General features: G+C 69.4%; 23 protein-coding genes, 1 other RNA gene and 1 riboswitch. Of the genes, 13 read left to right on the top strand and 11 right to left on the bottom strand.

From position 1 onward, the window contains the following. The first annotated feature begins 171 nt into the window (after positions 1-171). Together panC and panD are read left to right on the top strand one after the other, a co-directional pair. Positions 172-1,011 (top strand): pantoate--beta-alanine ligase, encoded by an 840-nt coding sequence (gene panC / locus J8I35_RS17685; RefSeq protein ID WP_089488927.1) that lies wholly within the window; start codon positions 172-174, stop codon positions 1,009-1,011. A gap of 43 nt (positions 1,012-1,054) precedes the next feature. After that, positions 1,055-1,441 carry an aspartate 1-decarboxylase gene (gene panD, locus J8I35_RS17680; RefSeq protein ID WP_006484038.1) on the top strand — a complete coding sequence of 129 codons (387 nt, stop codon included), beginning with the start codon at positions 1,055-1,057 and terminating at the stop codon, positions 1,439-1,441. Between the two features lie 132 nt (positions 1,442-1,573). Here the strand turns inward: panD and J8I35_RS17675 are convergent, their stop codons facing one another. The 4 genes from J8I35_RS17675 to J8I35_RS17660 form a co-directional block, all read right to left on the bottom strand. Beyond that, positions 1,574-2,236 carry a ParA family protein gene (locus tag J8I35_RS17675; protein ID WP_050012053.1) on the bottom strand — a complete coding sequence of 221 codons (663 nt, stop codon included), beginning with the start codon at positions 2,234-2,236 and terminating at the stop codon, positions 1,574-1,576. A gap of 146 nt (positions 2,237-2,382) precedes the next feature. Continuing rightward, positions 2,383-2,796 (bottom strand): DoxX family protein, encoded by a 414-nt coding sequence (locus tag J8I35_RS17670; RefSeq protein ID WP_124554773.1) that lies wholly within the window; start codon positions 2,794-2,796, stop codon positions 2,383-2,385. Between the two features lie 151 nt (positions 2,797-2,947). Then, complete coding sequence (locus tag J8I35_RS17665; protein WP_209926383.1) at positions 2,948-3,085, bottom strand: hypothetical protein; 138 nt, start codon at positions 3,083-3,085, stop codon at positions 2,948-2,950. Positions 3,086-3,167: 82 nt separating this feature from the next. Continuing rightward, positions 3,168-4,670, bottom strand: a complete 1,503-nt coding sequence (locus J8I35_RS17660) for a cobyric acid synthase (RefSeq protein WP_209926382.1) — start codon at positions 4,668-4,670, stop codon at positions 3,168-3,170. A gap of 74 nt (positions 4,671-4,744) precedes the next feature. Between J8I35_RS17660 and cobU the strand changes: the two genes are divergently transcribed. From cobU to J8I35_RS17640, 4 genes are read left to right on the top strand one after another with little or no spacing between them, the layout of a single operon-like run. Then, positions 4,745-5,299, top strand: a complete 555-nt coding sequence (gene cobU / locus J8I35_RS17655; RefSeq protein ID WP_050012055.1) for a bifunctional adenosylcobinamide kinase/adenosylcobinamide-phosphate guanylyltransferase — start codon at positions 4,745-4,747, stop codon at positions 5,297-5,299. Further along, positions 5,293-6,237, top strand: coding sequence for an adenosylcobinamide-phosphate synthase CbiB (gene cbiB, locus J8I35_RS17650; RefSeq protein ID WP_209926380.1), 945 nt, complete (start codon positions 5,293-5,295; stop codon positions 6,235-6,237). Before cobU ends, cbiB begins: the two co-directional genes overlap by 7 nt. Beyond that, positions 6,230-7,249: a threonine-phosphate decarboxylase CobD gene (gene cobD, locus J8I35_RS17645; RefSeq protein WP_209926378.1), complete on the top strand. Its 1,020-nt coding sequence runs from the start codon at positions 6,230-6,232 to the stop codon at positions 7,247-7,249. The genes cbiB and cobD overlap by 8 nt, the downstream gene beginning before the upstream one ends. Next, positions 7,246-8,163 carry a cobalamin-binding protein gene (locus J8I35_RS17640; protein WP_209926376.1) on the top strand — a complete coding sequence of 306 codons (918 nt, stop codon included), beginning with the start codon at positions 7,246-7,248 and terminating at the stop codon, positions 8,161-8,163. The genes cobD and J8I35_RS17640 overlap by 4 nt, the downstream gene beginning before the upstream one ends. 104 nt (positions 8,164-8,267) lie before the next feature. Here the strand turns inward: J8I35_RS17640 and cobC are convergent, their stop codons facing one another. The 5 genes from cobC to J8I35_RS17615 form a co-directional block, all read right to left on the bottom strand. Further along, positions 8,268-8,852 (bottom strand): alpha-ribazole phosphatase, encoded by a 585-nt coding sequence (cobC, locus tag J8I35_RS17635; protein ID WP_124593600.1) that lies wholly within the window; start codon positions 8,850-8,852, stop codon positions 8,268-8,270. After that, positions 8,837-9,589 (bottom strand): adenosylcobinamide-GDP ribazoletransferase, encoded by a 753-nt coding sequence (locus J8I35_RS17630; protein ID WP_050012060.1) that lies wholly within the window; start codon positions 9,587-9,589, stop codon positions 8,837-8,839. The genes cobC and J8I35_RS17630 overlap by 16 nt, the downstream gene beginning before the upstream one ends. Before the next feature lie 13 nt (positions 9,590-9,602). Then, positions 9,603-10,658: a nicotinate-nucleotide--dimethylbenzimidazole phosphoribosyltransferase gene (cobT, locus tag J8I35_RS17625; protein ID WP_050012061.1), complete on the bottom strand. Its 1,056-nt coding sequence runs from the start codon at positions 10,656-10,658 to the stop codon at positions 9,603-9,605. A gap of 61 nt (positions 10,659-10,719) precedes the next feature. After that, positions 10,720-11,538, bottom strand: coding sequence for an ABC transporter ATP-binding protein (locus J8I35_RS17620; RefSeq protein ID WP_209926374.1), 819 nt, complete (start codon positions 11,536-11,538; stop codon positions 10,720-10,722). Beyond that, positions 11,535-12,650, bottom strand: a complete 1,116-nt coding sequence (locus J8I35_RS17615) for an iron ABC transporter permease (protein ID WP_050012063.1) — start codon at positions 12,648-12,650, stop codon at positions 11,535-11,537. Before J8I35_RS17615 ends, J8I35_RS17620 begins: the two co-directional genes overlap by 4 nt. 41 nt (positions 12,651-12,691) lie before the next feature. Then, positions 12,692-12,941: riboswitch (cobalamin riboswitch) on the bottom strand. A gap of 154 nt (positions 12,942-13,095) precedes the next feature. On the opposite strand from J8I35_RS17615, the gene J8I35_RS17610 reads away from it, so the two are divergent. The 5 genes from J8I35_RS17610 (at position 13,096) to J8I35_RS17590 (ending at position 15,656) form a co-directional block, all read left to right on the top strand. Next, complete coding sequence (locus J8I35_RS17610; protein ID WP_006478092.1) at positions 13,096-13,446, top strand: ATPase; 351 nt, start codon at positions 13,096-13,098, stop codon at positions 13,444-13,446. Further along, positions 13,443-13,757: a cell division protein ZapA gene (locus tag J8I35_RS17605; protein WP_006478091.1), complete on the top strand. Its 315-nt coding sequence runs from the start codon at positions 13,443-13,445 to the stop codon at positions 13,755-13,757. Before J8I35_RS17610 ends, J8I35_RS17605 begins: the two co-directional genes overlap by 4 nt. Positions 13,758-13,838: 81 nt before the next feature. Further along, positions 13,839-14,020: non-coding RNA, 6S RNA (ssrS, locus tag J8I35_RS17600), on the top strand. 252 nt (positions 14,021-14,272) lie between these two features. After that, entirely contained in the window at positions 14,273-14,734 is a 462-nt protein-coding gene (locus J8I35_RS17595) for an EVE domain-containing protein (RefSeq protein ID WP_006478090.1), read from the top strand. Between the two features lie 181 nt (positions 14,735-14,915). Further along, on the top strand, positions 14,916-15,656 hold the full coding sequence (locus tag J8I35_RS17590) for an SIMPL domain-containing protein (RefSeq protein WP_050012064.1): 741 nt from the start codon (positions 14,916-14,918) through the stop codon (positions 15,654-15,656). Positions 15,657-15,800: 144 nt separating this feature from the next. On the opposite strand, the gene lgt is transcribed toward J8I35_RS17590, so the two are convergent. Next, positions 15,801-16,697, bottom strand: a complete 897-nt coding sequence (lgt, locus tag J8I35_RS17585) for a prolipoprotein diacylglyceryl transferase (protein ID WP_050012065.1) — start codon at positions 16,695-16,697, stop codon at positions 15,801-15,803. An 89-nt stretch (positions 16,698-16,786) separates the two neighbouring features. Further along, a complete protein-coding gene (locus J8I35_RS17580; protein WP_209926372.1) occupies positions 16,787-17,701 on the bottom strand; it encodes a LysR substrate-binding domain-containing protein in 915 nt (304 codons plus the stop codon). 136 nt (positions 17,702-17,837) lie between these two features. On the opposite strand from J8I35_RS17580, the gene ilvD reads away from it, so the two are divergent. Both ilvD and J8I35_RS17570 read left to right on the top strand, forming a co-directional pair. Continuing rightward, a complete protein-coding gene (ilvD, locus tag J8I35_RS17575) occupies positions 17,838-19,511 on the top strand; it encodes a dihydroxy-acid dehydratase (RefSeq protein ID WP_050012067.1) in 1,674 nt (557 codons plus the stop codon). Between the two features lie 125 nt (positions 19,512-19,636). Beyond that, positions 19,637-19,963, top strand: a complete 327-nt coding sequence (locus tag J8I35_RS17570; protein WP_209926371.1) for a c-type cytochrome — start codon at positions 19,637-19,639, stop codon at positions 19,961-19,963. Positions 19,964-20,008 lie beyond the last annotated feature (45 nt).

Genomic DNA, 20,008 nt, shown 5'->3' with positions numbered 1-20,008 from the left:
GTCCCACTATAAAGTGAACGATCGTTCTTTTATCGATGCGTCGCGCGACCAAATCCTCTACAATCCGCCGACGCCCGATGCGCCGCCCGCGCGCCGGCGTTCTCCGCTTCGACCCCGATGCCGCTGCCGCGGCGTCAACGCGCGCCTGCGCGAGGAACCCGCTACCCGATCATGAAAGTCATCAGCTCGATCCAGGAACTGCGCGACCAGCTGCGCGGACAGAACCGCACGGCGTTCGTGCCGACGATGGGCAACCTGCACGAAGGGCACCTGTCGCTGATGCGCCTCGCGCGCCAGCACGGCGACCCGGTCGTGGCGAGCATCTTCGTCAACCGGCTGCAATTCGGCCCGAACGAGGATTTCGACAAGTACCCGCGCACGCTCCAGGACGATATCGAGAAGCTGCAGCAGGAAAACGTGTACGTGCTGTTCGCGCCGACCGAGCGCGACATGTACCCTGAGCCGCAGGAATACCGCGTGCTGCCGCCGGACGATCTCGGCGGGATCCTCGAGGGCGAGTTCCGGCCCGGCTTCTTCGCCGGCGTGTGCACGGTCGTCACGAAGCTGATGTCCTGCGTGCAGCCGCGCGTCGCCGTGTTCGGCAAGAAGGACTACCAGCAGTTGATGATCGTGCGCCGGATGTGCCAGCAGCTCGCGCTGCCGGTCGACATCATCGCCGCCGAAACCGTGCGCGACGACGACGGCCTCGCGCTGTCGTCGCGCAACCGCTACCTGACGACCGACGAGCGCAACGAAGCGCCCGAACTGGCGAAAACGCTGCAGCGCGTGCGCGACAGCGTGCTCGGCGGCGAACGCGATCTCGGCAAGCTCGAGCAGCATGCGCACGCGCACCTGGCCGAACGCGGCTGGGTGCCCGACTACATCGCGATCCGCCGCCGCGCGAACCTGATCGCCCCGAGCGCAGCCGAACTCGAAGCCGGCGAACCGCTCGTCGTGCTCGCGGCCGCGAAGCTCGGCGCGACGCGCCTCATCGACAACCTGGAAATCTGACGCGCGGCCCGCCGCGCCTCTCACGACGCATCACGGAGACACCATGCAGCGCCACATGCTCAAATCGAAGATCCACCGTGCGGCGGTCACGCACTGCGAACTGCACTACGAAGGTTCGTGCGCGATCGACGAAGACCTGCTCGAAGCGGCGGGCCTCATCGAAAACGAACGGATCGACATCTGGAACATCAACAACGGCGAGCGCTTCTCGACCTACGCGATCAAGGGCGAGCGCGGCAGCGGGATGATCTCGCTGAACGGCTCGGCCGCACGCCGCGCGCAGCTCGGCGACCTCGTGATCATCGCGGCGTTCGCGATGGTTGACGAAGCGGAACTGCAGGCCGGCTGGAAGCCGAAGCTCGTGTTCATCGACGAAGGCAACAAGATCAAGGGCCACCGCGATCACGTGCCGACGCAGAACTGGACGTGACCTGAGCGGGGCACGCCCGCATGCCGCGGCATGCGGTGCAGCGATGCCGCCTGCAACCGAAGGGCCGGACACCGTACGCGACGGGATCCGGCCCTTCTCATTGGATGTCGCGCCGGCCGGACGGCCGGGCGTTCAGGACGCGGCCTTGACGGCCTTCTCGGCCTTCGGCGCGCGGCGCTCGGCCCATTCGACGATCGGCCGCCACTGTTCGAGATCCTTCTCGACGCGGCTTTTCGCGACATCCCACAGCGTCAGGCCGTGCGCGGCGATCTGCACGTAGTTCTGCGTGTCGCGCACGTAGCCGAGCACCGGCAGGCCGAGCCCTTCGACGAACCGGTGCAGCTGGTCGGACGAGCGCGTGCGCGCGTCGACCCGCATCCCGACGATCCCGACCTCGACGCTGCCCTTGCGCACGGCCTTCTCGCCGGCAAGGCGTTCCAGAAACTGCTGGGTCGCGAGAATATCGAACATCGACGGCTGCAGCGGCACGATCACCTTGTCGGCCAGTTGCAGCGCGACGTTGAGCCGCGTGCCGTGCAGGCCGGCCGGCGTATCGATCACCGCGTATTCGAGGCCGCGCGGCGGCTTCGACGGCGCCTCCGGATCGAGCGCCCACGCCTCGATCGCCGGCAAGCCGGCCGGCCGCAGGTCGAGCCACGCATGCGCGGACTGCTGCCGGTCCAGGTCGGCCAGCGCGACCCATGCGCCCTGCGCCGCGAAATAGCCGGCTAGATTGGTGGACAGCGTGCTCTTGCCCACGCCGCCCTTCGGATTCGCCACCACGATGACCGTCATGAATTCCCCCGAAAAAGCCGCGCGGCGCCGGCCGCATGGCAGGCGCCGCTCGATTGCGGATACAGGGAGCGATGATATCGGCAAACGGGGGGTCACCGGAACCGGTCGCACCGAACCTGTGCCCCTTTCGTCTGCTTTCCTTCACGTCACGCGCGCTGGACCGCGGCCTCCCGCGCGCCGAGCGCGAACGCGCCGCCGCCCAGCAGGGCCTGCACGGCCAGCGTGACGGCCCAGAACGCCGGATATTCCCAGCCGCCGTGCGGCGACGAGAAGCCCCAGCCGTTCGGCAGATGCGCGGCGACCGCGCCGAGCATGAACGGCAGCAGCACCAGCGCGGCGATGCGCACGCGGAACCCCGCGAGCAGCGCGAGGCCGCCCGCCAGTTCGACGAACGTGGTCAGGTACGCGAGCCAGCCCGGCAGGCCGATCGACGTGAAAAACTGCGCGGTGCCCGGCAGCGTGAAGACGAATACTTTCTGTGCGACGTGCGCGAGGTACAGCACGCCGAGGGCGACGCGCAGCAGCGTCGCGGCGAAATCGTTCAGGCGATTGGCGTTCATGACGGATTCCTTGGTGAGTGGATGGAATGGATCGCACTCTATTCGAATCCATTCGGCCGATAAACGCGCCAGCCCGCTTAAATTACCTCCATTCAGGAATGAATCGACGCAAAAAAAGGGCATGACCGATCATGCCCTGCGTCCTTCCTGCTCAGTAACCGCTCGTGCCTTGCGTGGCGTCACCGCCGGACTGGCCGCCGCCCGGCGCATACGAATCGCAGGCATGCGCGGCCGCGGACGCGCCCAGCAGCGCCGCGAGCAGGACGCTCCACCACCATCGAGCCCTCATCGTCGCCCTCCTTCGGGCGGACTTCCGCCCTCCTCTGTTGTACGCGATCGCGCGGAAAAAGCGAGAGTCGACCGGCGCGGTTTCAACGAAACTCGGCGTACAGCGCGTCGAGGTCGAGGTGCTCGGCGAACGTGTCGGCCAGCCGCTCGAGCGACGCCTCGCGCAGCGCCGGGTAGTCGATGCGGGCCGCGCCGTCGAGCCCCGCCCACGCGAGCAGCGCCGCGCAGGCGGCGGGCGCGTCGAACAGCCCGTGCACGTAGGTCGCGAGGATCTGGCCGTCGGCTGATCTCGCGCCGTCGGGACGCATGCCGTCCTGCGCGGCATCGGCGGCCAGCGTCAGCGCGGGCGTCGCGAGCGCCGGCCCGCGCGTGTCGCCCATGTGAATCTCGTAGCCGCGCACGGCCGCCGCGCCCGGCAGCGCGAGTCGACCGGTCACGTTCTTCAGCGTCTTGTCGGGCTGCAGCGTCGTGTCGAACTCGAGCAGCCCGAGCCCCGGCACGCTGCCGGGCGCGCCTTCGAGGCCGAGCGGATCGTCGAGCGTGCGGCCGAGCATCTGCATGCCGCCGCAGATGCCGATCACCTTGCCGCCGTAGCGGAGATGGCGCCGGATCAGCGCGTCCCAGCCCGCATCGCGCAGCCACGCGAGATCGCGCTGCACGCTCTTCGAACCGGGCAGGATCAGCAGGTCGGCGTCGGGCACGGGGCCGCTCTTCCAGTACGTGAATTCGATCTGCGGATGCGCGCGCAGCGGATCGAAATCGGTGTGGTTGCTGATGCGCGGCAGCGCGGGCACGACGACGCGCAACACGCCGGCATCGCCGCGGGCGGCGGCACTGCGCGCCTGCGCGGGCAGCATGTCCTCGGCGTCGAGCAGCAGCCCGTGCAGATACGGCAGCACGCCGAACACCGGCTTGCCCGTCTGCGCGCGCAGCCAGTCGAGCCCCGGTTCGAGCAGCTTGAGGTCGCCGCGGAAACGGTTGATCACGAAGCCGCGCACGCGCGCGCGCTCGCTGTCCGACAGGCAGGCGAGCGTGCCGACCAGATGCGCGAACACGCCGCCGCGATCGATGTCGGCGACGAGCACGACCGGGCAGTCGACGCGCTCGGCAAAGCCCATGTTCGCGATGTCGCCGTCGCGCAGGTTGATCTCGGCCGGGCTGCCGGCGCCTTCGACGATCACCGTGTCGTAACCGGCGCGCAGGCGCGCATACGACTCGAGCACCGCATCGAACGCGACCGGCTTGTAGTCGTGATACGCCCGCGCGTCGAGGTTCATGCGCGCCTTGCCGTGAATGATCACCTGCGCGCCGCGGTCGCTCGTCGGCTTCAGCAGCACCGGATTGAAATCCGTATGCGGCGCGACGCCGGCGGCCAGCGCCTGCAACGCCTGCGCGCGGCCGATCTCGCCGCCGTCGACCGTCACCGCGCTGTTGAGCGCCATGTTCTGCGGCTTGAACGGCGCGACGCGCACGCCGCCGCGGCGCGCGAGGCGGCACAGGCCCGCGACGAGCGTGCTCTTGCCCGCGTCGGACGTCGTGCCCTGGATCATCAGCGTGCCGCGCGGCCGCGGCTCGGGTGCATTCATCGTGTGAAAGGTGTCGCGAAGCAAAGGCGGCATTATCGCCCGCGCCGGGTCGCCCGCGCCGTTACAATCACGCGATGATTCCGCACGACCTCACCTTCGTCCTCGGCGGCGCGCGCTCGGGCAAGAGCGCGCATGCCGAGCGGCTCGCCGCCGATAGCGGCCGCCCCGTCACCTACATCGCGACCGCGACCGCCGCCGATCCCGAATTCGCGCAGCGCATCGCGCATCACCGCGCGCGCCGGCCGGCCGACTGGGGGTTCGCCGACGCGAGCGTCGATCTCGCCGGCACGCTCGCGCGGCTCGACGATCCGCACGCGTGCCTGCTCGTCGACTGCCTGACGCTGTGGCTCACGAACCTGCTGTGCCCCGCCGACGGCGCACCGCTCGACGACGCGCAGTACGCGGCCCAGGTCGAGCGGCTCGAGCACGCGCTGCGCGGCGCGCACGCGAAGGTGATCGTCGTCAGCAACGAGATCGGGCTCGGCGTCGTGCCGCTCGGGTCGGTCACGCGCCGCTACGTCGACGAGCTCGGCCGCCTGAACCAGCGCGTCGCCGCGCTCGCGACGCGCGTCACGCTGCTGGTTGCCGGGCTGCCGCTCGACCTCAAGGCGGGCGCGCCGTCATGCTGATGCTGTCGCTGCCCGTCGTCGCGATGCTGGCGGTCGCGGCCGCGATCGTCGACCGCGCCATCGGCGAGCCGGCCGGCTGGCATCCGCTCGTCGCGTTCGGCCGCGTCGCCGCGCGCATCGAAGCCGCGCTGAACACGGGCCGGCGCGGCCGCGTGGTCGGCGTCGCCGCGTGGCTCGCGGCGGTCGCGCCGCCGGTGGCCGTCGCGGCATGGCTCGTCGCCGTGCTGCCCTGGCCGTTCGCGGCGGCGCTGCACGTCGCGCTGCTGTGGTTCGCGCTCGGCGCGAAGAGCCTCGCCGACCACGTCGCGCCGATCGCCGCCGCGCTGCTGCGGCACGACCTCGACGCGGCGCGCACGCTGACCGCGCGCATCGTGTCGCGGGACACGAGCAACGCGGACGAAGGTGCGCTGTCGCGCGCGGCCGTCGAATCGGCGCTCGAAAACGGCAACGACGCGATCTTCGGCGCGCTCTTCTGGTTCGTCGTCGCGGGCGGCCCCGGCGCGTTGCTGTTCCGGCTCGCGAACACGCTCGACGCGATGTGGGGCTACCGCACGCCGCGCTTCCTGACCTTCGGCTGGGCCGCCGCGCGCCTCGACGATGCGCTGAACTGGATTCCCGCGCGCCTCACCGCCGCGAGCTACGCGCTGCTCGGCGACACGGCCGCCGCGTGGCGCTGCTGGCGCGCGCAGGCCCACCACTGGGACAGCCCGAACGCGGGCCCCGTGATGGCCGCGGGCGCCGGCAGCCTGAACGTGCAGCTCGGCGGCCCGGCCGTCTATCACGGCGAGATCGAGGATCGGCCGGCGCTCGGCACCGGCGCCACGGCCACCGCCCTTCACATCGTCGCCGCGCTGTCGCTCGTCACGCGCACGCTCGCGCTGTGGCTCGCGCTGCTGGTCGCGAGCGGCGCACTCGTCATGGCCTCCCATCATGTCTGATTCATCCATCGCGCACGGCGGCAACCTGCACGAAGCCGCCCGCCGCCACGGCATTCCGTACGACGCGTGGCTCGACCTGTCGACCGGCATCAATCCGGTCGGCTACCCGGTTCCGCCCGTGCCGGCCGACGCGTGGCGCCGGCTGCCCGACGACGGCGACGGCCTCGCGGCCTGCGCCGCGCGGTACTACCATGCTCCCGACGCCGCGCACGTGCTACCGGTTGCCGGCAGCCAGGCCGCGATCCGCGCGTTGCCGGCGTTGCTGTCGGCCGGCGACGCAGGCGTCGCGGCGCTCGCGTACGGCGAATACGCGCCCGCGTTCGCGCGCCACGGCCATCGCGTCGTCGCGCTCGACATCCGCGCGGATACGCTGCCCGCGACGCTGCGCCACGTCATCGTCGGGAATCCGAATAATCCGACCGCCGAATTCGTGCCGACCGCGCGCTTGCTCGGCTGGCACGCGCAACTGGCGGCACGCGGCGGCGCGTTGATCGTCGACGAAGCGTTCGCCGATACGGGCGCGACGCCATCGCTCGCGCCGCAGGTCGATCGTCCGGGGCTCGTCGTGCTGCGCTCGGTCGGCAAGTTCTTCGGGCTGGCCGGGATCCGCGCGGGCTTCGTGCTCGCGGATCCCTTGCTGATCGCCGCGCTGCGCGACGTGCTCGGCGCGTGGACCGTCAGCGGCCCCGCACGCCATGCGGTCGCCGCGGCATTCGCCGACCGCGCATGGCAGGCCGCCGCGCGCGAGCGGCTCGGGGCCGACGGCGAACGACTGGCCGCGTTGCTGCGCGCGCACGGCTTCGCGGTGCGCGCGACGCCGCTGTTCAGCTGGACCGACGATCCGCGCGCCGCGGCGCTGCATGCGGCGCTCGCGGCGCGCGGGATCTGGACGCGGTACTTCCCGACGCCGTCGAGCGTGCGCATCGGCCTGCCGGGCAGCGAAGCCGAATGGCGGCGCCTCGGCGATGCGCTCGCACATTGCGCACCGCTGCTGCGGCGGGCCTCCGCATGAGTTCACGCGTGTTCCGTCGGCCGACGCCAGCCGCGCTGCTGGTCGCGCTCGCTCACGCGCCGCTCGTCCACGCCAACGTCACGACCCGCGACGACGCCGGCAATACGGTCACGCTGCCCGCGCCCGCGCAGCGCGTGATCAGCCTCGCGCCGCACGCGACCGAGCTCGTCTACGCGGCCGGCGGCGGTGCGAAGCTCGTCGGCACCGTCACGTACAGCGACTATCCGGCCGCCGCGCAAGCGGTGCCGCGCGTCGGCGACAACAAGGCGCTCGATCTCGAACGCATCGCCGCGCTGAAGCCCGACCTGATCGTCGTCTGGCGGCACGGCAACGCCGAGCGGCAGACCGACGCGCTGCGCGCGCTGCACATCCCGCTGTTCTTCAGCGAACCGAAGCATCTCGACGACGTGTCGTCGTCGTTGCGCCGGCTCGGCACGCTGCTCGGCACGCAACCGGCCGCCGATGCCGCCGCGGCCGCCTTTACGCGGGACATCGCGACACTGCGCGCACGCTACGCGGCACGCCCGCCCGTCGCGATGTTCTTCCAGGTGTGGGACCGCCCGCTGACGACGCTCAACGGCACGCACCTGATCAACGAAGTATTCGAACTTTGCGGCGGCCGCAACGTGTTCGCGTCGCTCAAGCCGCTTGCGCCGACCGTGACCGACGAGGCGGTGCTCGCGGCGAATCCGGAAGCGATCGTGACGACGAGTGCCGGCGCGACCCGTTCGAACGAACCGCTGCCGAGCCTCGCGCGCTGGCGCGCGTGGCCCGCGCTGACGGCCGTGGCGCGCAACAACCTGTTCGCGATCGACGGCGATCTGCTGACGCGGCCGGCGCCGCGGATCGCGCAGGGTGCGGCCGCGCTGTGCGAGGATCTGGAGGCCGCGCGTGCGCGGCGGCCGGCGCGCTGATTTCCGGCGGGTTGCGGTGCATCGTGCACCGGTGCCGGATGCGTGCGGTGCTCGAAACAGATCGCTCCGTGCGCAGCGCAGTTCACATGCAGACGCAAGTGCACCTATTCATCCCAGTGCACGACTTCCCACGTTCGCGCGGCGCCCTCCCTGCGCAGCCACACCGCCCCGCCCGTCGGCACCGGCCGCGACAGCAACGTGTCGAGCGGCACGCGCAACACATGCGACGCGAATGCGCGGATCACGCCCGCATGCGTGACGACCCATTGCGGTCCGTCGAACGCCGCAACCGCATCGGCCTGCCGCGCCACCCGCGCGACGAATCGCGCGACGCTTTCTCCGCCGTGCGCGCACGCATGCATCAGGTCGGCCGCCCACGCATCGAGTGCGGCGCGGTCGATATCGTCCCAGCGCTGCATTTCCCACGCGCCGAAATCCATTTCCTGCCAGTCGTCATCGCCCAGCAGCGGTACGTCGAATGCCCGCGCGAGCCGTTCGGCAACCGACGCGCAGCGCGTCAGCGGGCTCGTCCGCACCTGTTCGGGCGACGGCGCACTTAGTTCCGCCAGATGCATGCGCACGGCCTGCGCGCCGCCATCGGCCGATTCGGCGAGCGGCACGTCGCTGCGCCCATAGCAGACGCCCGGCTCGATGCCGACGGCCGGATGACGGATCAGGACGACGTCCATCCGAGCACCACCAGATAGATCGCCAGTTCGCCCAGTTGCTGCGCGAAGCCGAGACAGTCGCCCGTATAACCGCCGATCCGCTTCACGAAATAGCGGGCCGCCCACGCGCGCACGAGCACGAGCGCCACGCAGGCGGCAACGCCCATGCGCCAGTCCGGCCAGAACAGCCACGGCAGTCCGAACACCGCCGCGACGCACGCCGCACGTGCGTCCATTCGTTGCGCGACCGGCTTCGCCTTGCCTTCGGGCCGCACGTAGTCGAGCGTCATCAGCAGGCTCACGGCCATCGCGCGGCTCGCCGCGTGCGCGGCGATCATCGTCCATGCGGCGCGCAGCGGCAGCATCGACGCCAGCGCCTGCCATTTCAGGCCGAGTGCGATCACGAGCGCAACGGCGCCGAACGTGCCGATCCGCGAATCGTGCATGATGCGCAGCACGTCGTCGCGCGTGTAACCGCCGCCGAACGCATCGCAACTGTCGGCGAGGCCGTCTTCGTGGAACGCGCCGGTCGCGAGCAGCGTCGCGGCCATCGACAGCCCGACCGCGATCGATGGCGGCAGCACGCGCAGCGCGACGAGATAGACGAGCGCGCCCCACGCGCCGACGCACGCGCCGACGAGCGGGAAATAGCGCGCGGCCTGGTCGAGATCGCCGGCCGCGTAGCCGATCGAGCGCGGCACGGGTACGCGCGTGAAATAGCCGAGCGCGACGAAGAAGTAGCGCAGCTCGGCGCGCATGCCGCGCACGCGCTCAGGCGTCACGATCGTCGACGCCGGCGGATTCGAAGCTCGCCATCTCGCTGAGGAACGCGGCCGCCGCGCGCACCAGCGGCAGCGCGAGCGCGGCGCCCGTGCCTTCGCCGAGCCGCAGGTCGAGCGCGAGCAGCGGCTTCGCGCCGAAATGCTCGAGCATGCGCCGGTGGCCGGCCTCGTGCGACGTATGCGAGAACACGCAGTAGTCGCGCACGCCGGGCGCGATGCGCTCGGCGACGAGCAGCGCGGCGGTCGCGATGAAGCCGTCGACGAGGATCGTCATCCGCTCGCTCGCGGCCGCGAGGTACGCGCCGGTCATCATCGCGATCTCGAAGCCGCCGAACGTCGCGAGCACGTCGAGCGGCGCGATCGCATGCGAGTGCTTGACGAGCGCGCGACCGAGCACCGCACGCTTGTGCGCGAGGCCCTGATCGTCGAGGCCCGTGCCGCGGCCGACGCACGCGTCGATCGGCACGTCGAGCAGGCGGCTCATCAGGCACGCGGCCGACGACGTATTCGCGATCCCCATCTCGCCGAAGCCGATCACGTTCGTGCCGAGCGACGCGTGCAGGCGCACGCGCGCCGCGCCCGCGGCCAGCGCCGTCATCGCTTCTTCACGCGTCATCGCGGGTTCCGCCGCGAAGTTGCGCGTGCCGCGCGCGACCGGAACCGACACCAGCCGGTCCGACAGCGGCAGCGGCGACGCGACGCCCGCATCGACGATCTCGAGCGTGCTCTGCGCGACGCCCGAGAACGCGTTGATCGCCGCGCCGCCGGCGAGGAAGTTCGCGACCATCTGCGCGGTCACCGCCTGCGGATAAGGGCTGACGCCCTCGGCCGCGATCCCGTGGTCGCCCGCGAACACGATCGTCACCGGACGCTGCACGACCGGCCGCTCGGTGCGCTGGATCAGGCCGATCTGCAGCGCGAGCGCCTCGAGCTGGCCGAGGCTGCCGGGCGGCTTGGTCTTGTGGTCGATCACATGCTGCAGGCGCGTGCGCAGCGCGTCGTCTAGCGGCGCGATCGCGGGCGGGAATTGGGTCGAAGTGGTCATCGAGGGGCCGTATGGTGGGCGCGGCATGCGCCGCGCATCGGAAAATTCGGAACGGGAAAGATCATTGTCGCGCGGGCCACGCCGGCAACAGCGCATCGCGGCCGTTCTCGCGGATCAGCACGAGCGGATAGCCGAACGCGTCGCTCGCGCGCTCGGGCGTCAGCACATCATGCACGCGGCCGGCCCACGCATGCCCGCGGCCGTCGAGCAACAGCGCATGCGTCGCGAAACGCCGCGCGAGATTCAGGTCGTGACACGAAAACATCACCGTACGCGGGCCCGCCGCGAGCCAGGCGGCCAGCGCGGTCAGGCAGTCGATCTGGTGATGCAGGTCGAGATGCGCGAGCGGTTCGTCCAGCAACATCAGCGGCGCATCCTGGCACAGCGTCGCGGCCAGCGCGACCCGCTGCCGCTCGCCGCCCGACAGCGACATCACGTCGCGCGACGCGAGCGGGTTCAGGTCGAATGTCGCGAGCGCCTCGCGCGCGGCCGCGCGGTCGCCGTCGCGCTCCCAACCCCAGCCGCCGAGATATGGAAAGCGGTTGAGCAGCACCGTGTCGAACACGGTCGCGCTGAACGCATCGTGCAGTTGCTGCGGCATCAGCGCGCGGCGCTGCGCGAGTTGCCCGGGACGCCATGCGGCAAGCGGCCGACCGTCGATCTCGACGTGTCCGCCGGCGGGCGGCTGCAGTCCCGCGAGCGTGGCGAGCAGCGTCGTCTTGCCCGCGCCGTTCGGCCCGGCGACGCACCAGATCTCGCCGGGGCGGAACGCGTGCGTGAAGCGGTCGAGCAGCGTGCGCGCGCCGGCCTTCAGCGTCAGGTCGACGGCCATGTAGCGCATGTCGCCGGCAGCGGCGTGCGGTGCTGCGGTGCCTGTCATCGCATCGGCCTCCTCAGCAACATCCACAGGAACACGGGCACGCCGATCAACGCGGTCATCACGCCCACCGGCAATTGTGCGGGCGCGATCGCGGTGCGCGCGAGCAGGTCGGCCGCCATCACGCCGCCACCGCCCGCGAGCATCGCGGCCGGCAGCAGCATCCGCTGGTCGTTGCCGAACGCGAGCCGCAACGCGTGCGGCACGACGAGGCCGACGAAGCCGATCGTACCGGCCGTCGTGACCGCGGCCGCGGCGGCCAGCGACGCGACGAGATAGATCCGCACGCGCAGCCGCGCGACCGGCACGCCGAGCGCCTGCGCGGTCGCGTCGCCGCGCAGCAGCACGTTCAGTTGCGGCGCGGCCGGCAGCGCGGCGCATGCGCTCAGCAACAGCGCGCCCCACGCGAACCACGGCGCCGTCGCGCCGTTCAGGTCGCCGGTCAGCCAGAAGATGATGCCGCGCAGCCGTGCATCGGGCGCGAGCGACAGCAACAGCGTGACGAGCGCGCCCCATCCCGCCGCGATCACGACGCCCGTGAGCAGCAGCCGCGGCGATGCGTCGCGCGATTCGCCGCGCCACAGCTCGCGCCTCGCGAGACCGAGCACGAGCGCGACCGAGACGAGCGAACCGGCGAATGCGGATGCGTCGACGAGCCACCACGCGCCGCCCGCGATCATCGCGACGAGCGCGAAGCCGGCCGCGCCGCCGGACACGCCCAGCACGTACGGCTCCGCGAGCGGATTGCGCAGCAGCACCTGCAACAACGCGCCTGCCAGCGCGAGCAGCGCGCCGCACGCGAAACCCGCGAGCGCGCGCGGCAGGCGCAGCGTCCGGACGATATCGGCAAACAAGGTATCGCCGCCGTGCGGCACGAGCGACGCGAGCGCCTGCCACGGCGACATCGGCACGCTGCCGATCGACAGCGACGCGACGAACAGCAGCGCGACCACGGCGGCCAGCGCGGCCCAGATGACGGTGGCGCGTGCGGCGCTCATGCGGCGCACGGCCGCGCGCCCGACGCGCGGTGCATCCGCTTGCGGTGGCCGGCCGGGCGCGACAGGGGCGCGTGGCGAACGATTGGGGTCGGCATCGAAGAACGTTCCGTGAAGCATTGCGCGCCCCGCTTCCCCGCAGGCCGCGCGTCATGGAACCCTTGCGGGCTCCCCGTCTCGGCCGGTATCCGGGCTGGCGGCGGTCCGGCTCGCCTTCCCGCGCGATGACGCGCAGTGGCCCGCGCCTGCGTGCGACCTGCACGCGAAACGCGCCCGAGCCGGCCTGCGTCACGCGACGCGGCCGCTTACCGTTGCGGGGGCAGCGCAGGTTGGCGCGCTCGCGGAGCCCGCACCCTGCTTCCCGTTTAACCGCGCATCCTGCGCGCGAGCACCGAGGCGGCGCCAGTTTAGGAGCCGGTCGCGCGAGCGTCAAGGAAGCGTCCGGACCGGCGTCGGACATGCCTATTCGCGGCAAGAAGCAGGGGTGTTACGACTGGAAACGTTACAGATGTCGGATTGCGCGGTATTCCGCGCTAAAATGCTGGGTCTTTAGAGGACGCAGCAAATGCTCAACGAACTCGAAACCCTGTCTCAAAATATTGGCCGTCTGATTTCGCTGAACAAGCGCTATCACTCGGAACGGCTCGCGCTCGAGGAGCAGGTCGCGCAATTGCGCGCGGAAGCGGATACGGTCCGCGCGGAACTCGCGCAGCTGCGCGACGAACGCAATGCGCTCGCGGCCGAGCGCGACACGCTGTCGGCGAAGATCGACGACGCCCAGGTGAAACTGAACGCGATTCTCGAAAAGCTGCCGCGCTCGAAGAGCGCGGAGCAAGCCGACAACCAGCTCGACCTGCTCGATGCGCAGGCGCGCACGGATGGCGATGACGCGGCCAGCCACGGAGAACATGCATGAGCACCAAGCAGATCGAAGTCTCGATTCTCGGTCAGCCCTATCGGCTCGCCTGTTCGGCCGAGACCGAAGCGGCGCTGCTCGAAGCGGTCGCGCGCGTCGATGCCGAAATGTCGAAAATCCGCTCGAACAGCTCGGTACGCGGCACCGATCGCATCGCGGTGATGGCGGCGCTGTCGCTTGCGTCGGAATTGCTGCGGCTGCAAACGAGCGTGCGGCACGGTGAAGCATTTCCGGCGGAAGAAATCCGTCGTACAATGCACCAGATGAACGAACAGCTCGGCGCGGTGCTCGCACAGCACGAGACGCAGTAACGTTTGAAACGATGCGTCGATTCCGCTTGATCTCGACGGTCAACGGTGGTCAAATTGGCGCATCGAAACACAGTTCAGTCAGCTTCCCTGCCTGGTTCGCCAAGGTCATATATTCCTTGAACCAATGCCATGTGCACGGTTGCGGAAATTTGTAGCACGGGCGCGCGCGTCACTCTGTCTGATGTACCCGAAGTGCTGCTAACTGCGACCAATTCTGAACCTCAGGTTCAGGATGCCGGCCTAGCGGCCAAGGCGGGGGCCTATCCAACGGCATCGGGAACTCCCGATGCCGTTTCCTTTTTGAGGGTCTGTTTGCATGCGGAACGCGCATGCGAATGCCCGAAATCGCTCGCAGGGCAAGAAGTGAGGAGCGCCGTTTGGCCGAGCCAAACAAGTGACGAGCGACGCCGCCATGCGGGCGATTTCGGGCATTCCCGTGAATGGTATTTTTCGTTTGGGGTGCGCGTTCCGCATGCAAACAGACCCTCATGCCCCTTCTGCGTCGATTACGATCCATGCAATATTGGCTGATGAAGTCCGAACCGGACGAAGCAAGCATCGACGATCTCGCCAACGCACCGCAGCGCTCGCTGCCGTGGACCGGCGTGCGCAATTATCAAGCGCGTAATTTCATGCGCGACACGATGAAGATCGGCGACGGCGTGCTGTTCTATCACTCGAGCTGCCCCGAGCCGGGCATCGCGGGCCTCGCCGAAGTATCGTCCACGCCCTACCCCGATCCCACGCAGTTCGATCCGAAAAGCCCCTATTACGACCCAAAATCGACGCAGGAAGCGCCACGCTGGCTGCTCGTCGACGTGCGCTTCGTGAAGAAGTCGCCGCTCGTGCCGCTCGCCGCGCTGCGCGAGCACGACGAGCTCGCCGACATGCGCGTGCTCGCCCGTGGCAACCGGCTGTCGATCACGCCCGTCACGCGCGCGGAATGGCGGTTCATCACCGAAAAGTTGATGAAGTAGGCACCGGCCAAAAGGTCAAATCTGTTCAGTACGCACTGCCGCAACGGAACTCGCGGCGCTTTCGCGCAGCCTAAGCAACCGCTGTCGGCCGATCGGCCGGCCGTCGTTTTTTTCGTCGCGCGGTACGCCCGCGTCGCGCACGCGTGATCCGCGTGCGCGCCTTCGCACAAGGAGTCCAACAATGACCAAGAAATCCGCACTCGCGCTGTCGCTCGCTCTCGCCGCCGCCGTTCCCGTCGCGCTGACGCTCGCGTCGCCCGCCGCGCACGCCCAGACGGCGAACCCGCACTTTCCCGAGCCGGCCGGCGTGCTGTCGCTTTCGTCGCAGGCCAGCGCCGACGTGCCGCAGGACATCATCCACATCACGCTGTTCTACGAGCAGCAGGCCAAGGACCCGGGCAGCCTCACCGCGCAGCTGAACCAGCGCGCGGATGCGGCGCTGTCGCAGGCGAAGGGCGTGTCGGGCGTCACCGCGCACACGGGCGCGTTCTCCGTGTATCCGAGCACCGATCGCGACGGCAAGATCTCCGCATGGCGCGGCCGCACCGAGGTCGCGCTCGAATCGCGCGATTTCGCCGCGGCGTCGAAGCTGGCAGGCCAGTTGTCGAACCTGATGCAGGTTGCGAACGTCGAGTTCTCGCTGTCGCCGGAAGCGCAGCGCACGGCCGAGCAGAAGCTCACGACCGAAGCGATCAAGTCGTTCCGCGCCCGCGCGGACGAAGCCGCGAAGGCGTTCGGCTACAACAGCTACACGATCCGCGACGTGAACGTCGGCAGCGGCCGCAACGTGCAGCCGTACCCGCGCATGATGGCGATGGCCGCGGCGCCGATGGACAGCGCGAAGATGAGTGCGCCGATCGCGGTCGAAGGCGGCAAGGCCACCGTGTCGGTCACCGTCAACGGCTCCGTGCAGATGAAGTAACGCAGTAACGCGCATCGCGCCGTTGTCGGAAACGAAAACGCCGGCCCGAGGGCCGGCGTTTTTCATGTGCATCCGGGTAACCGATGCGCACGCCGATCGCGCGTACATCGATACCGCGTCATGCAGCGACCTCACGCAGCCACTTCAAGCAGCCGCATTCGCGTTCGCCGCGCGACGGCGATACGCCCAGACCATCATCGCGATACCCGCGAGGATCATCGGCAGCGACAACCACTGCCCCATCGACAGGCCGAGCGCGAGCAGGCCGAGGAAGTCGTCGGGCTCGCGCGCGAACTCGACCGTGAAACGTGCGAGGCCATAACCGATCAGGAACAGCGCGGATATCGCGCCCATCGGCCGCGGCTTGCGCGCGAACAGGAACAGCACGAAGAACAGCGCGATGCCCTCGAGCGCGATTTCATAGAGCTGCGAAGGATGGCGCGGCAGCATCTGGTATTGCATGAACACGTCGGCGAGATGCCACTTCTCGACGAGTGCCGGATGTTTCGGCAGCCATGCCGCGTCGTCGCGCATCGCCCCCGGGAACAGCATCGCCCACGGCGCCGTCGGATCGGTCACGCGGCCCCACAGCTCGCCGTTGATGAAATTGCCGAGCCGCCCCGCTGCCAGCCCCAACGGCACCATCGGCGCGACGAAATCGGTGACCTGCAGCCAGTGCCGCTTGCGCTGCCACGCGAACAGCATCATCGCGAGCGTCACGCCGAGGAAGCCGCCGTGAAACGACATGCCGCCTTCCCACACCTTGAACACGTCGAGCGGATGCGAGAAGTAGAAATCGGCCTTGTAGAACAGCACGTAGCCGAGCCGGCCGCCGAGCACGGTGCCGAGCACGCCGTAGAACATCATGTCGTCGATGTCCTTCGCGGTCCAGCCCTGCGCGGCGACATACGGCAGCTTCAGGCGGATCCGGCCGACGACGATCGCCGCGATGAAGCCGACGAGATACATGAGGCCGTACCAGCGCACGGCCAGCGGCCCGAGATGGATCGCAACGGGGTCGAAATTCGGGTGAATGATCATGGGTTAGCGAAGAAGTTTTCGAATACGGTACGGCCGTCGCACACGTGCAGGACCGCGCGTTGGACGGCGCCCGCGCGCCATCGTTCACGTCACGCGGCCGGACCCTGCGCGCACACGACGTCGATGAAGCCGGCGAGCACGGGGCTCACGTCGCCGGTGCGCCACACGAGGCCCGTCTCGACGACCGGCGCGTGACCGGCGAGCGGCCGGTAGACCACGCCGGTGCGCCGCAGGTTACGCAGCGATTGCGGCACCAGTGCGACGCCCATGCCGGCCGACACGAGGCTGACGATCGTCTGCATCTGGATCGCCTCCTGGCCGATGCGCGGAGTTTCCCCCGCCGCGCCGTAGCAGCCCGTAATGATGTCATAAAAGCCGGGCGCCAAACGGCGCGGAAAGATCACGAGCGGAAACGCGGCGACGTCGGCGAGCTGCACGGGCTCGTCCTCGGGCGCGTCGGACGCCCCGGCCGGCATCGCGGCCACCAGCGGCTCGCGCACGACGGGCAGGTACGACAGCCCGGCCGCGTGGCGCGGCGGCACGGGCGGAATGATAAGCCCGGCGTCGATGCGCCCGGCGACGAGTTCGTCGATCTGCACGTCGCTCGTCGCTTCGGTGAGCTGCAGCCGCACCTGCGGATAGCGCGCGCCGAACGCGCGCAGCAATGACGGCAGCAGCCCGTAATCGGCGGTCGACACGAACGCGAGCGACAGCGAGCCGGCCTCGCCGCGCGCGAGCCGCCGCGCCATCGGCGGCAGCGCATCGGCCGACGCGAGCAGCCGGCGCACCTCCGGCAGCAGCGCCGCGCCGACCGCCGTCAGCGCGACCGAGCGCTTGGTGCGCACGAACAGCGCGACGCCGAGCGCGTCCTCGAGCGCGCGGATCGCCTGCGACAACGGCGGCTGCGTCATCGACAGCCGCTCGGCCGCGCGGCCGAAATGGCGCTCGTCGGCGACGGTCGCGAAATAGCGCCACTGGCGCAGGTCGGGGATCGGATCGGCCATGCTCGACTCATTCGTAAAACGACTTAATAGGCGACAAATAATATATTGGACATCCCAGAACGGAAACTCCATGCTTGATCGACCCACCCGGCGCACTGTTCGCGCCGGCGTCGCCAAAACAACGATGGAGCTCCCCATGTCGTACAACCGCCGCTCTAAAAACATCACGCAAGGCGTGGCCCGTTCGCCGAACCGCTCGATGTACTACGCGCTCGGCTACCAGAAGGACGATTTCGACAAGCCGATGATCGGCATCGCGAACGGCCATTCGACGATCACGCCGTGCAATTCCGGCCTGCAGCGGCTGTCGGACGCGGCGGTCGACGCCGTGAAGGCGGCCGGCGCGAACCCGCAGATCTTCGGCACGCCGACGATTTCGGACGGCATGTCGATGGGCACCGAAGGGATGAAGTACTCGCTCGTGTCGCGCGAAGTGATCGCCGACTGCATCGAAACCTGCGTGCAGGGCCAGTGGATGGACGGCGTGGTGGTCGTCGGCGGCTGCGACAAGAACATGCCGGGCGGCATGATCGCGCTCGCGCGCCTGAACGTGCCGGGCATCTACGTGTACGGCGGCACGATCCGCCCCGGCAACTGGAAGGGCCGCGACCTGACGATCGTGTCGTCATTCGAGGCCGTCGGCGAATTCACCGCGGGCCGGATGTCGCAGGAGGATTTCGAAGGCGTCGAGAAGAACGCGTGCCCGACGTCGGGTTCGTGCGGCGGGATGTACACCGCGAACACGATGAGCTCGTCGTTCGAGGCGCTCGGGATGTCGCTGCTGTATTCGTCGACGATGGCGAATCCCGACCAGGAGAAAGTCGATTCGGCCGCCGAATCGGCGCGCGTGCTGGTCGAGGCCGTGAAACGCGACCTGAAGCCGCGCGACATCATCACGAAGAAATCGATCGAGAACGCGGTGTCGGTGATCATGGCCACCGGCGGCTCGACCAATGCGGTGCTGCACTATCTCGCGATCGCGCACGCGGCCGAGGTCGACTGGACGATCGACGACTTCGAACGCATCCGCAAGCGGGTACCGGTGATCTGCGACCTGAAGCCGTCGGGACAGTACGTCGCGACCGACCTGCACCGGGCCGGCGGGATTCCGCAGGTGCTGAAGATCCTGCTCGATGCGGGGCTGCTGCACGGCGACTGCATGACGATCACCGGCCGCACGATCGCCGACGAGCTGAAGGACGTGCCGGCCGCGCCGCGCGCGGATCAGGACGTGATCTTTCCGATCGACCGCGCGCTGTACAAGGAAGGCCATCTGGCGATCCTGAAGGGCAATCTCGCGGAAGACGGCGCGGTCGCGAAAATCACCGGCCTGAAGAACCCGGTGATCACGGGCCCGGCGCGCGTGTTCGACGACGAGCAGAGCGCGATGGATGCGATCCTCGGCGACCGGATCCGGGCGGGCGACATCCTCGTGCTGCGCTACCTCGGCCCGCAGGGCGGCCCCGGCATGCCGGAAATGCTCGCACCGACGTCCGCGATCATCGGCAAGGGGCTTGGCGAATCGGTCGGCTTCATCACGGACGGCCGCTTCTCGGGCGGCACCTGGGGCATGGTGGTCGGCCACGTCGCGCCGGAGGCGTTCGTCGGCGGCACGATCGCACTGGTGCAGGAAGGCGATTCGATCACGATCGACGCGCACCGGCTGCTGCTGCAACTGAACGTCGACGATGCGGAACTCGCACGCCGCCGCGCCGCGTGGCGGCAGCCCGCGCCGCGCTATACGCGCGGCGTGCTCGCGAAATTCGCGGCGCTTGCCCGGCCGGCGAACCAAGGGGCGGTCACGGGTTGAGGCAGGGCACCCTCTCATGCGACCCCGATAAACGGACCACCGGGGGAACGCGCAAAACGTGCTTCCCCTTTGCTTCTATAATGCGCGGACCATGAAGCCGGCCATCCCCGCCGGCGGAGAACCGCATGAAACAGACGATATTGCGCGTGCTGCTCGCGACGCTGCTGGCCGGCGGCGCGGCGGCGGCGCGCGCCGACCAGGCCGACGGGCTCGCGCTCGCGCAGCGCAAGAACTGCATGGCCTGCCATGCGATCGGCAAGCCGCTGATGGGTCCGTCGTTCCACGACATCGCCGGCAAGTACGCGACGCGCAACGACGCCGCCGATTATCTTGCGCAATCGATAGTGAAAGGCAGCGTCGGCGTATGGGGCAGCGTGCCGATGCCCGCCAACACGCAACTGACGGGCACCGAAGCCCGCACGCTCGCCCAGTGGGTGCTGTCGGTTCGCTGAATCGGATATCCGCGCGACGCACCGACGCGGTGTGCAGGGCGTGGC

This window comes from Burkholderia sp. CpTa8-5 (assembly GCF_017815045.1).
Classification (GTDB): domain Bacteria; phylum Pseudomonadota; class Gammaproteobacteria; order Burkholderiales; family Burkholderiaceae; genus Burkholderia; species Burkholderia sola.
This window is presented reverse-complemented; position numbering and strand designations above follow the sequence as displayed.

What these genes read in the sequence shown, in the direction of transcription:
- ilvD (WP_050012067.1), top strand. Translation starts at nt 17,838, where the DNA reads ATGTCGTACAACCGCCGCTCTAAAAACATCACGCAAGGCGTGGCCCGT.
- J8I35_RS17665 (WP_209926383.1), bottom strand. Translation starts at nt 3,085, where the DNA reads ATGAGGGCTCGATGGTGGTGGAGCGTCCTGCTCGCGGCGCTGCTGGGC.
- J8I35_RS17615 (WP_050012063.1), bottom strand. Translation starts at nt 12,650, where the DNA reads ATGCTTCACGGAACGTTCTTCGATGCCGACCCCAATCGTTCGCCACGC.
- J8I35_RS17670 (WP_124554773.1), bottom strand. Translation starts at nt 2,796, where the DNA reads ATGAACGCCAATCGCCTGAACGATTTCGCCGCGACGCTGCTGCGCGTC.
- lgt (WP_050012065.1), bottom strand. Translation starts at nt 16,697, where the DNA reads ATGATCATTCACCCGAATTTCGACCCCGTTGCGATCCATCTCGGGCCG.
- panC (WP_089488927.1), top strand. Translation starts at nt 172, where the DNA reads ATGAAAGTCATCAGCTCGATCCAGGAACTGCGCGACCAGCTGCGCGGA.
- cobC (WP_124593600.1), bottom strand. Translation starts at nt 8,852, where the DNA reads ATGGACGTCGTCCTGATCCGTCATCCGGCCGTCGGCATCGAGCCGGGC.
- J8I35_RS17590 (WP_050012064.1), top strand. Translation starts at nt 14,916, where the DNA reads ATGACCAAGAAATCCGCACTCGCGCTGTCGCTCGCTCTCGCCGCCGCC.
- J8I35_RS17630 (WP_050012060.1), bottom strand. Translation starts at nt 9,589, where the DNA reads ATGCGCGCCGAGCTGCGCTACTTCTTCGTCGCGCTCGGCTATTTCACG.
- cbiB (WP_209926380.1), top strand. Translation starts at nt 5,293, where the DNA reads ATGCTGATGCTGTCGCTGCCCGTCGTCGCGATGCTGGCGGTCGCGGCC.
- J8I35_RS17570 (WP_209926371.1), top strand. Translation starts at nt 19,637, where the DNA reads ATGAAACAGACGATATTGCGCGTGCTGCTCGCGACGCTGCTGGCCGGC.
- J8I35_RS17640 (WP_209926376.1), top strand. Translation starts at nt 7,246, where the DNA reads ATGAGTTCACGCGTGTTCCGTCGGCCGACGCCAGCCGCGCTGCTGGTC.
- J8I35_RS17580 (WP_209926372.1), bottom strand. Translation starts at nt 17,701, where the DNA reads ATGGCCGATCCGATCCCCGACCTGCGCCAGTGGCGCTATTTCGCGACC.
- cobU (WP_050012055.1), top strand. Translation starts at nt 4,745, where the DNA reads ATGATTCCGCACGACCTCACCTTCGTCCTCGGCGGCGCGCGCTCGGGC.
- J8I35_RS17660 (WP_209926382.1), bottom strand. Translation starts at nt 4,670, where the DNA reads ATGAATGCACCCGAGCCGCGGCCGCGCGGCACGCTGATGATCCAGGGC.
- cobD (WP_209926378.1), top strand. Translation starts at nt 6,230, where the DNA reads ATGTCTGATTCATCCATCGCGCACGGCGGCAACCTGCACGAAGCCGCC.
- J8I35_RS17605 (WP_006478091.1), top strand. Translation starts at nt 13,443, where the DNA reads ATGAGCACCAAGCAGATCGAAGTCTCGATTCTCGGTCAGCCCTATCGG.
- J8I35_RS17595 (WP_006478090.1), top strand. Translation starts at nt 14,273, where the DNA reads ATGCAATATTGGCTGATGAAGTCCGAACCGGACGAAGCAAGCATCGAC.
- J8I35_RS17675 (WP_050012053.1), bottom strand. Translation starts at nt 2,236, where the DNA reads ATGACGGTCATCGTGGTGGCGAATCCGAAGGGCGGCGTGGGCAAGAGC.
- J8I35_RS17610 (WP_006478092.1), top strand. Translation starts at nt 13,096, where the DNA reads ATGCTCAACGAACTCGAAACCCTGTCTCAAAATATTGGCCGTCTGATT.
- panD (WP_006484038.1), top strand. Translation starts at nt 1,055, where the DNA reads ATGCAGCGCCACATGCTCAAATCGAAGATCCACCGTGCGGCGGTCACG.
- cobT (WP_050012061.1), bottom strand. Translation starts at nt 10,658, where the DNA reads ATGACCACTTCGACCCAATTCCCGCCCGCGATCGCGCCGCTAGACGAC.
- J8I35_RS17620 (WP_209926374.1), bottom strand. Translation starts at nt 11,538, where the DNA reads ATGACAGGCACCGCAGCACCGCACGCCGCTGCCGGCGACATGCGCTAC.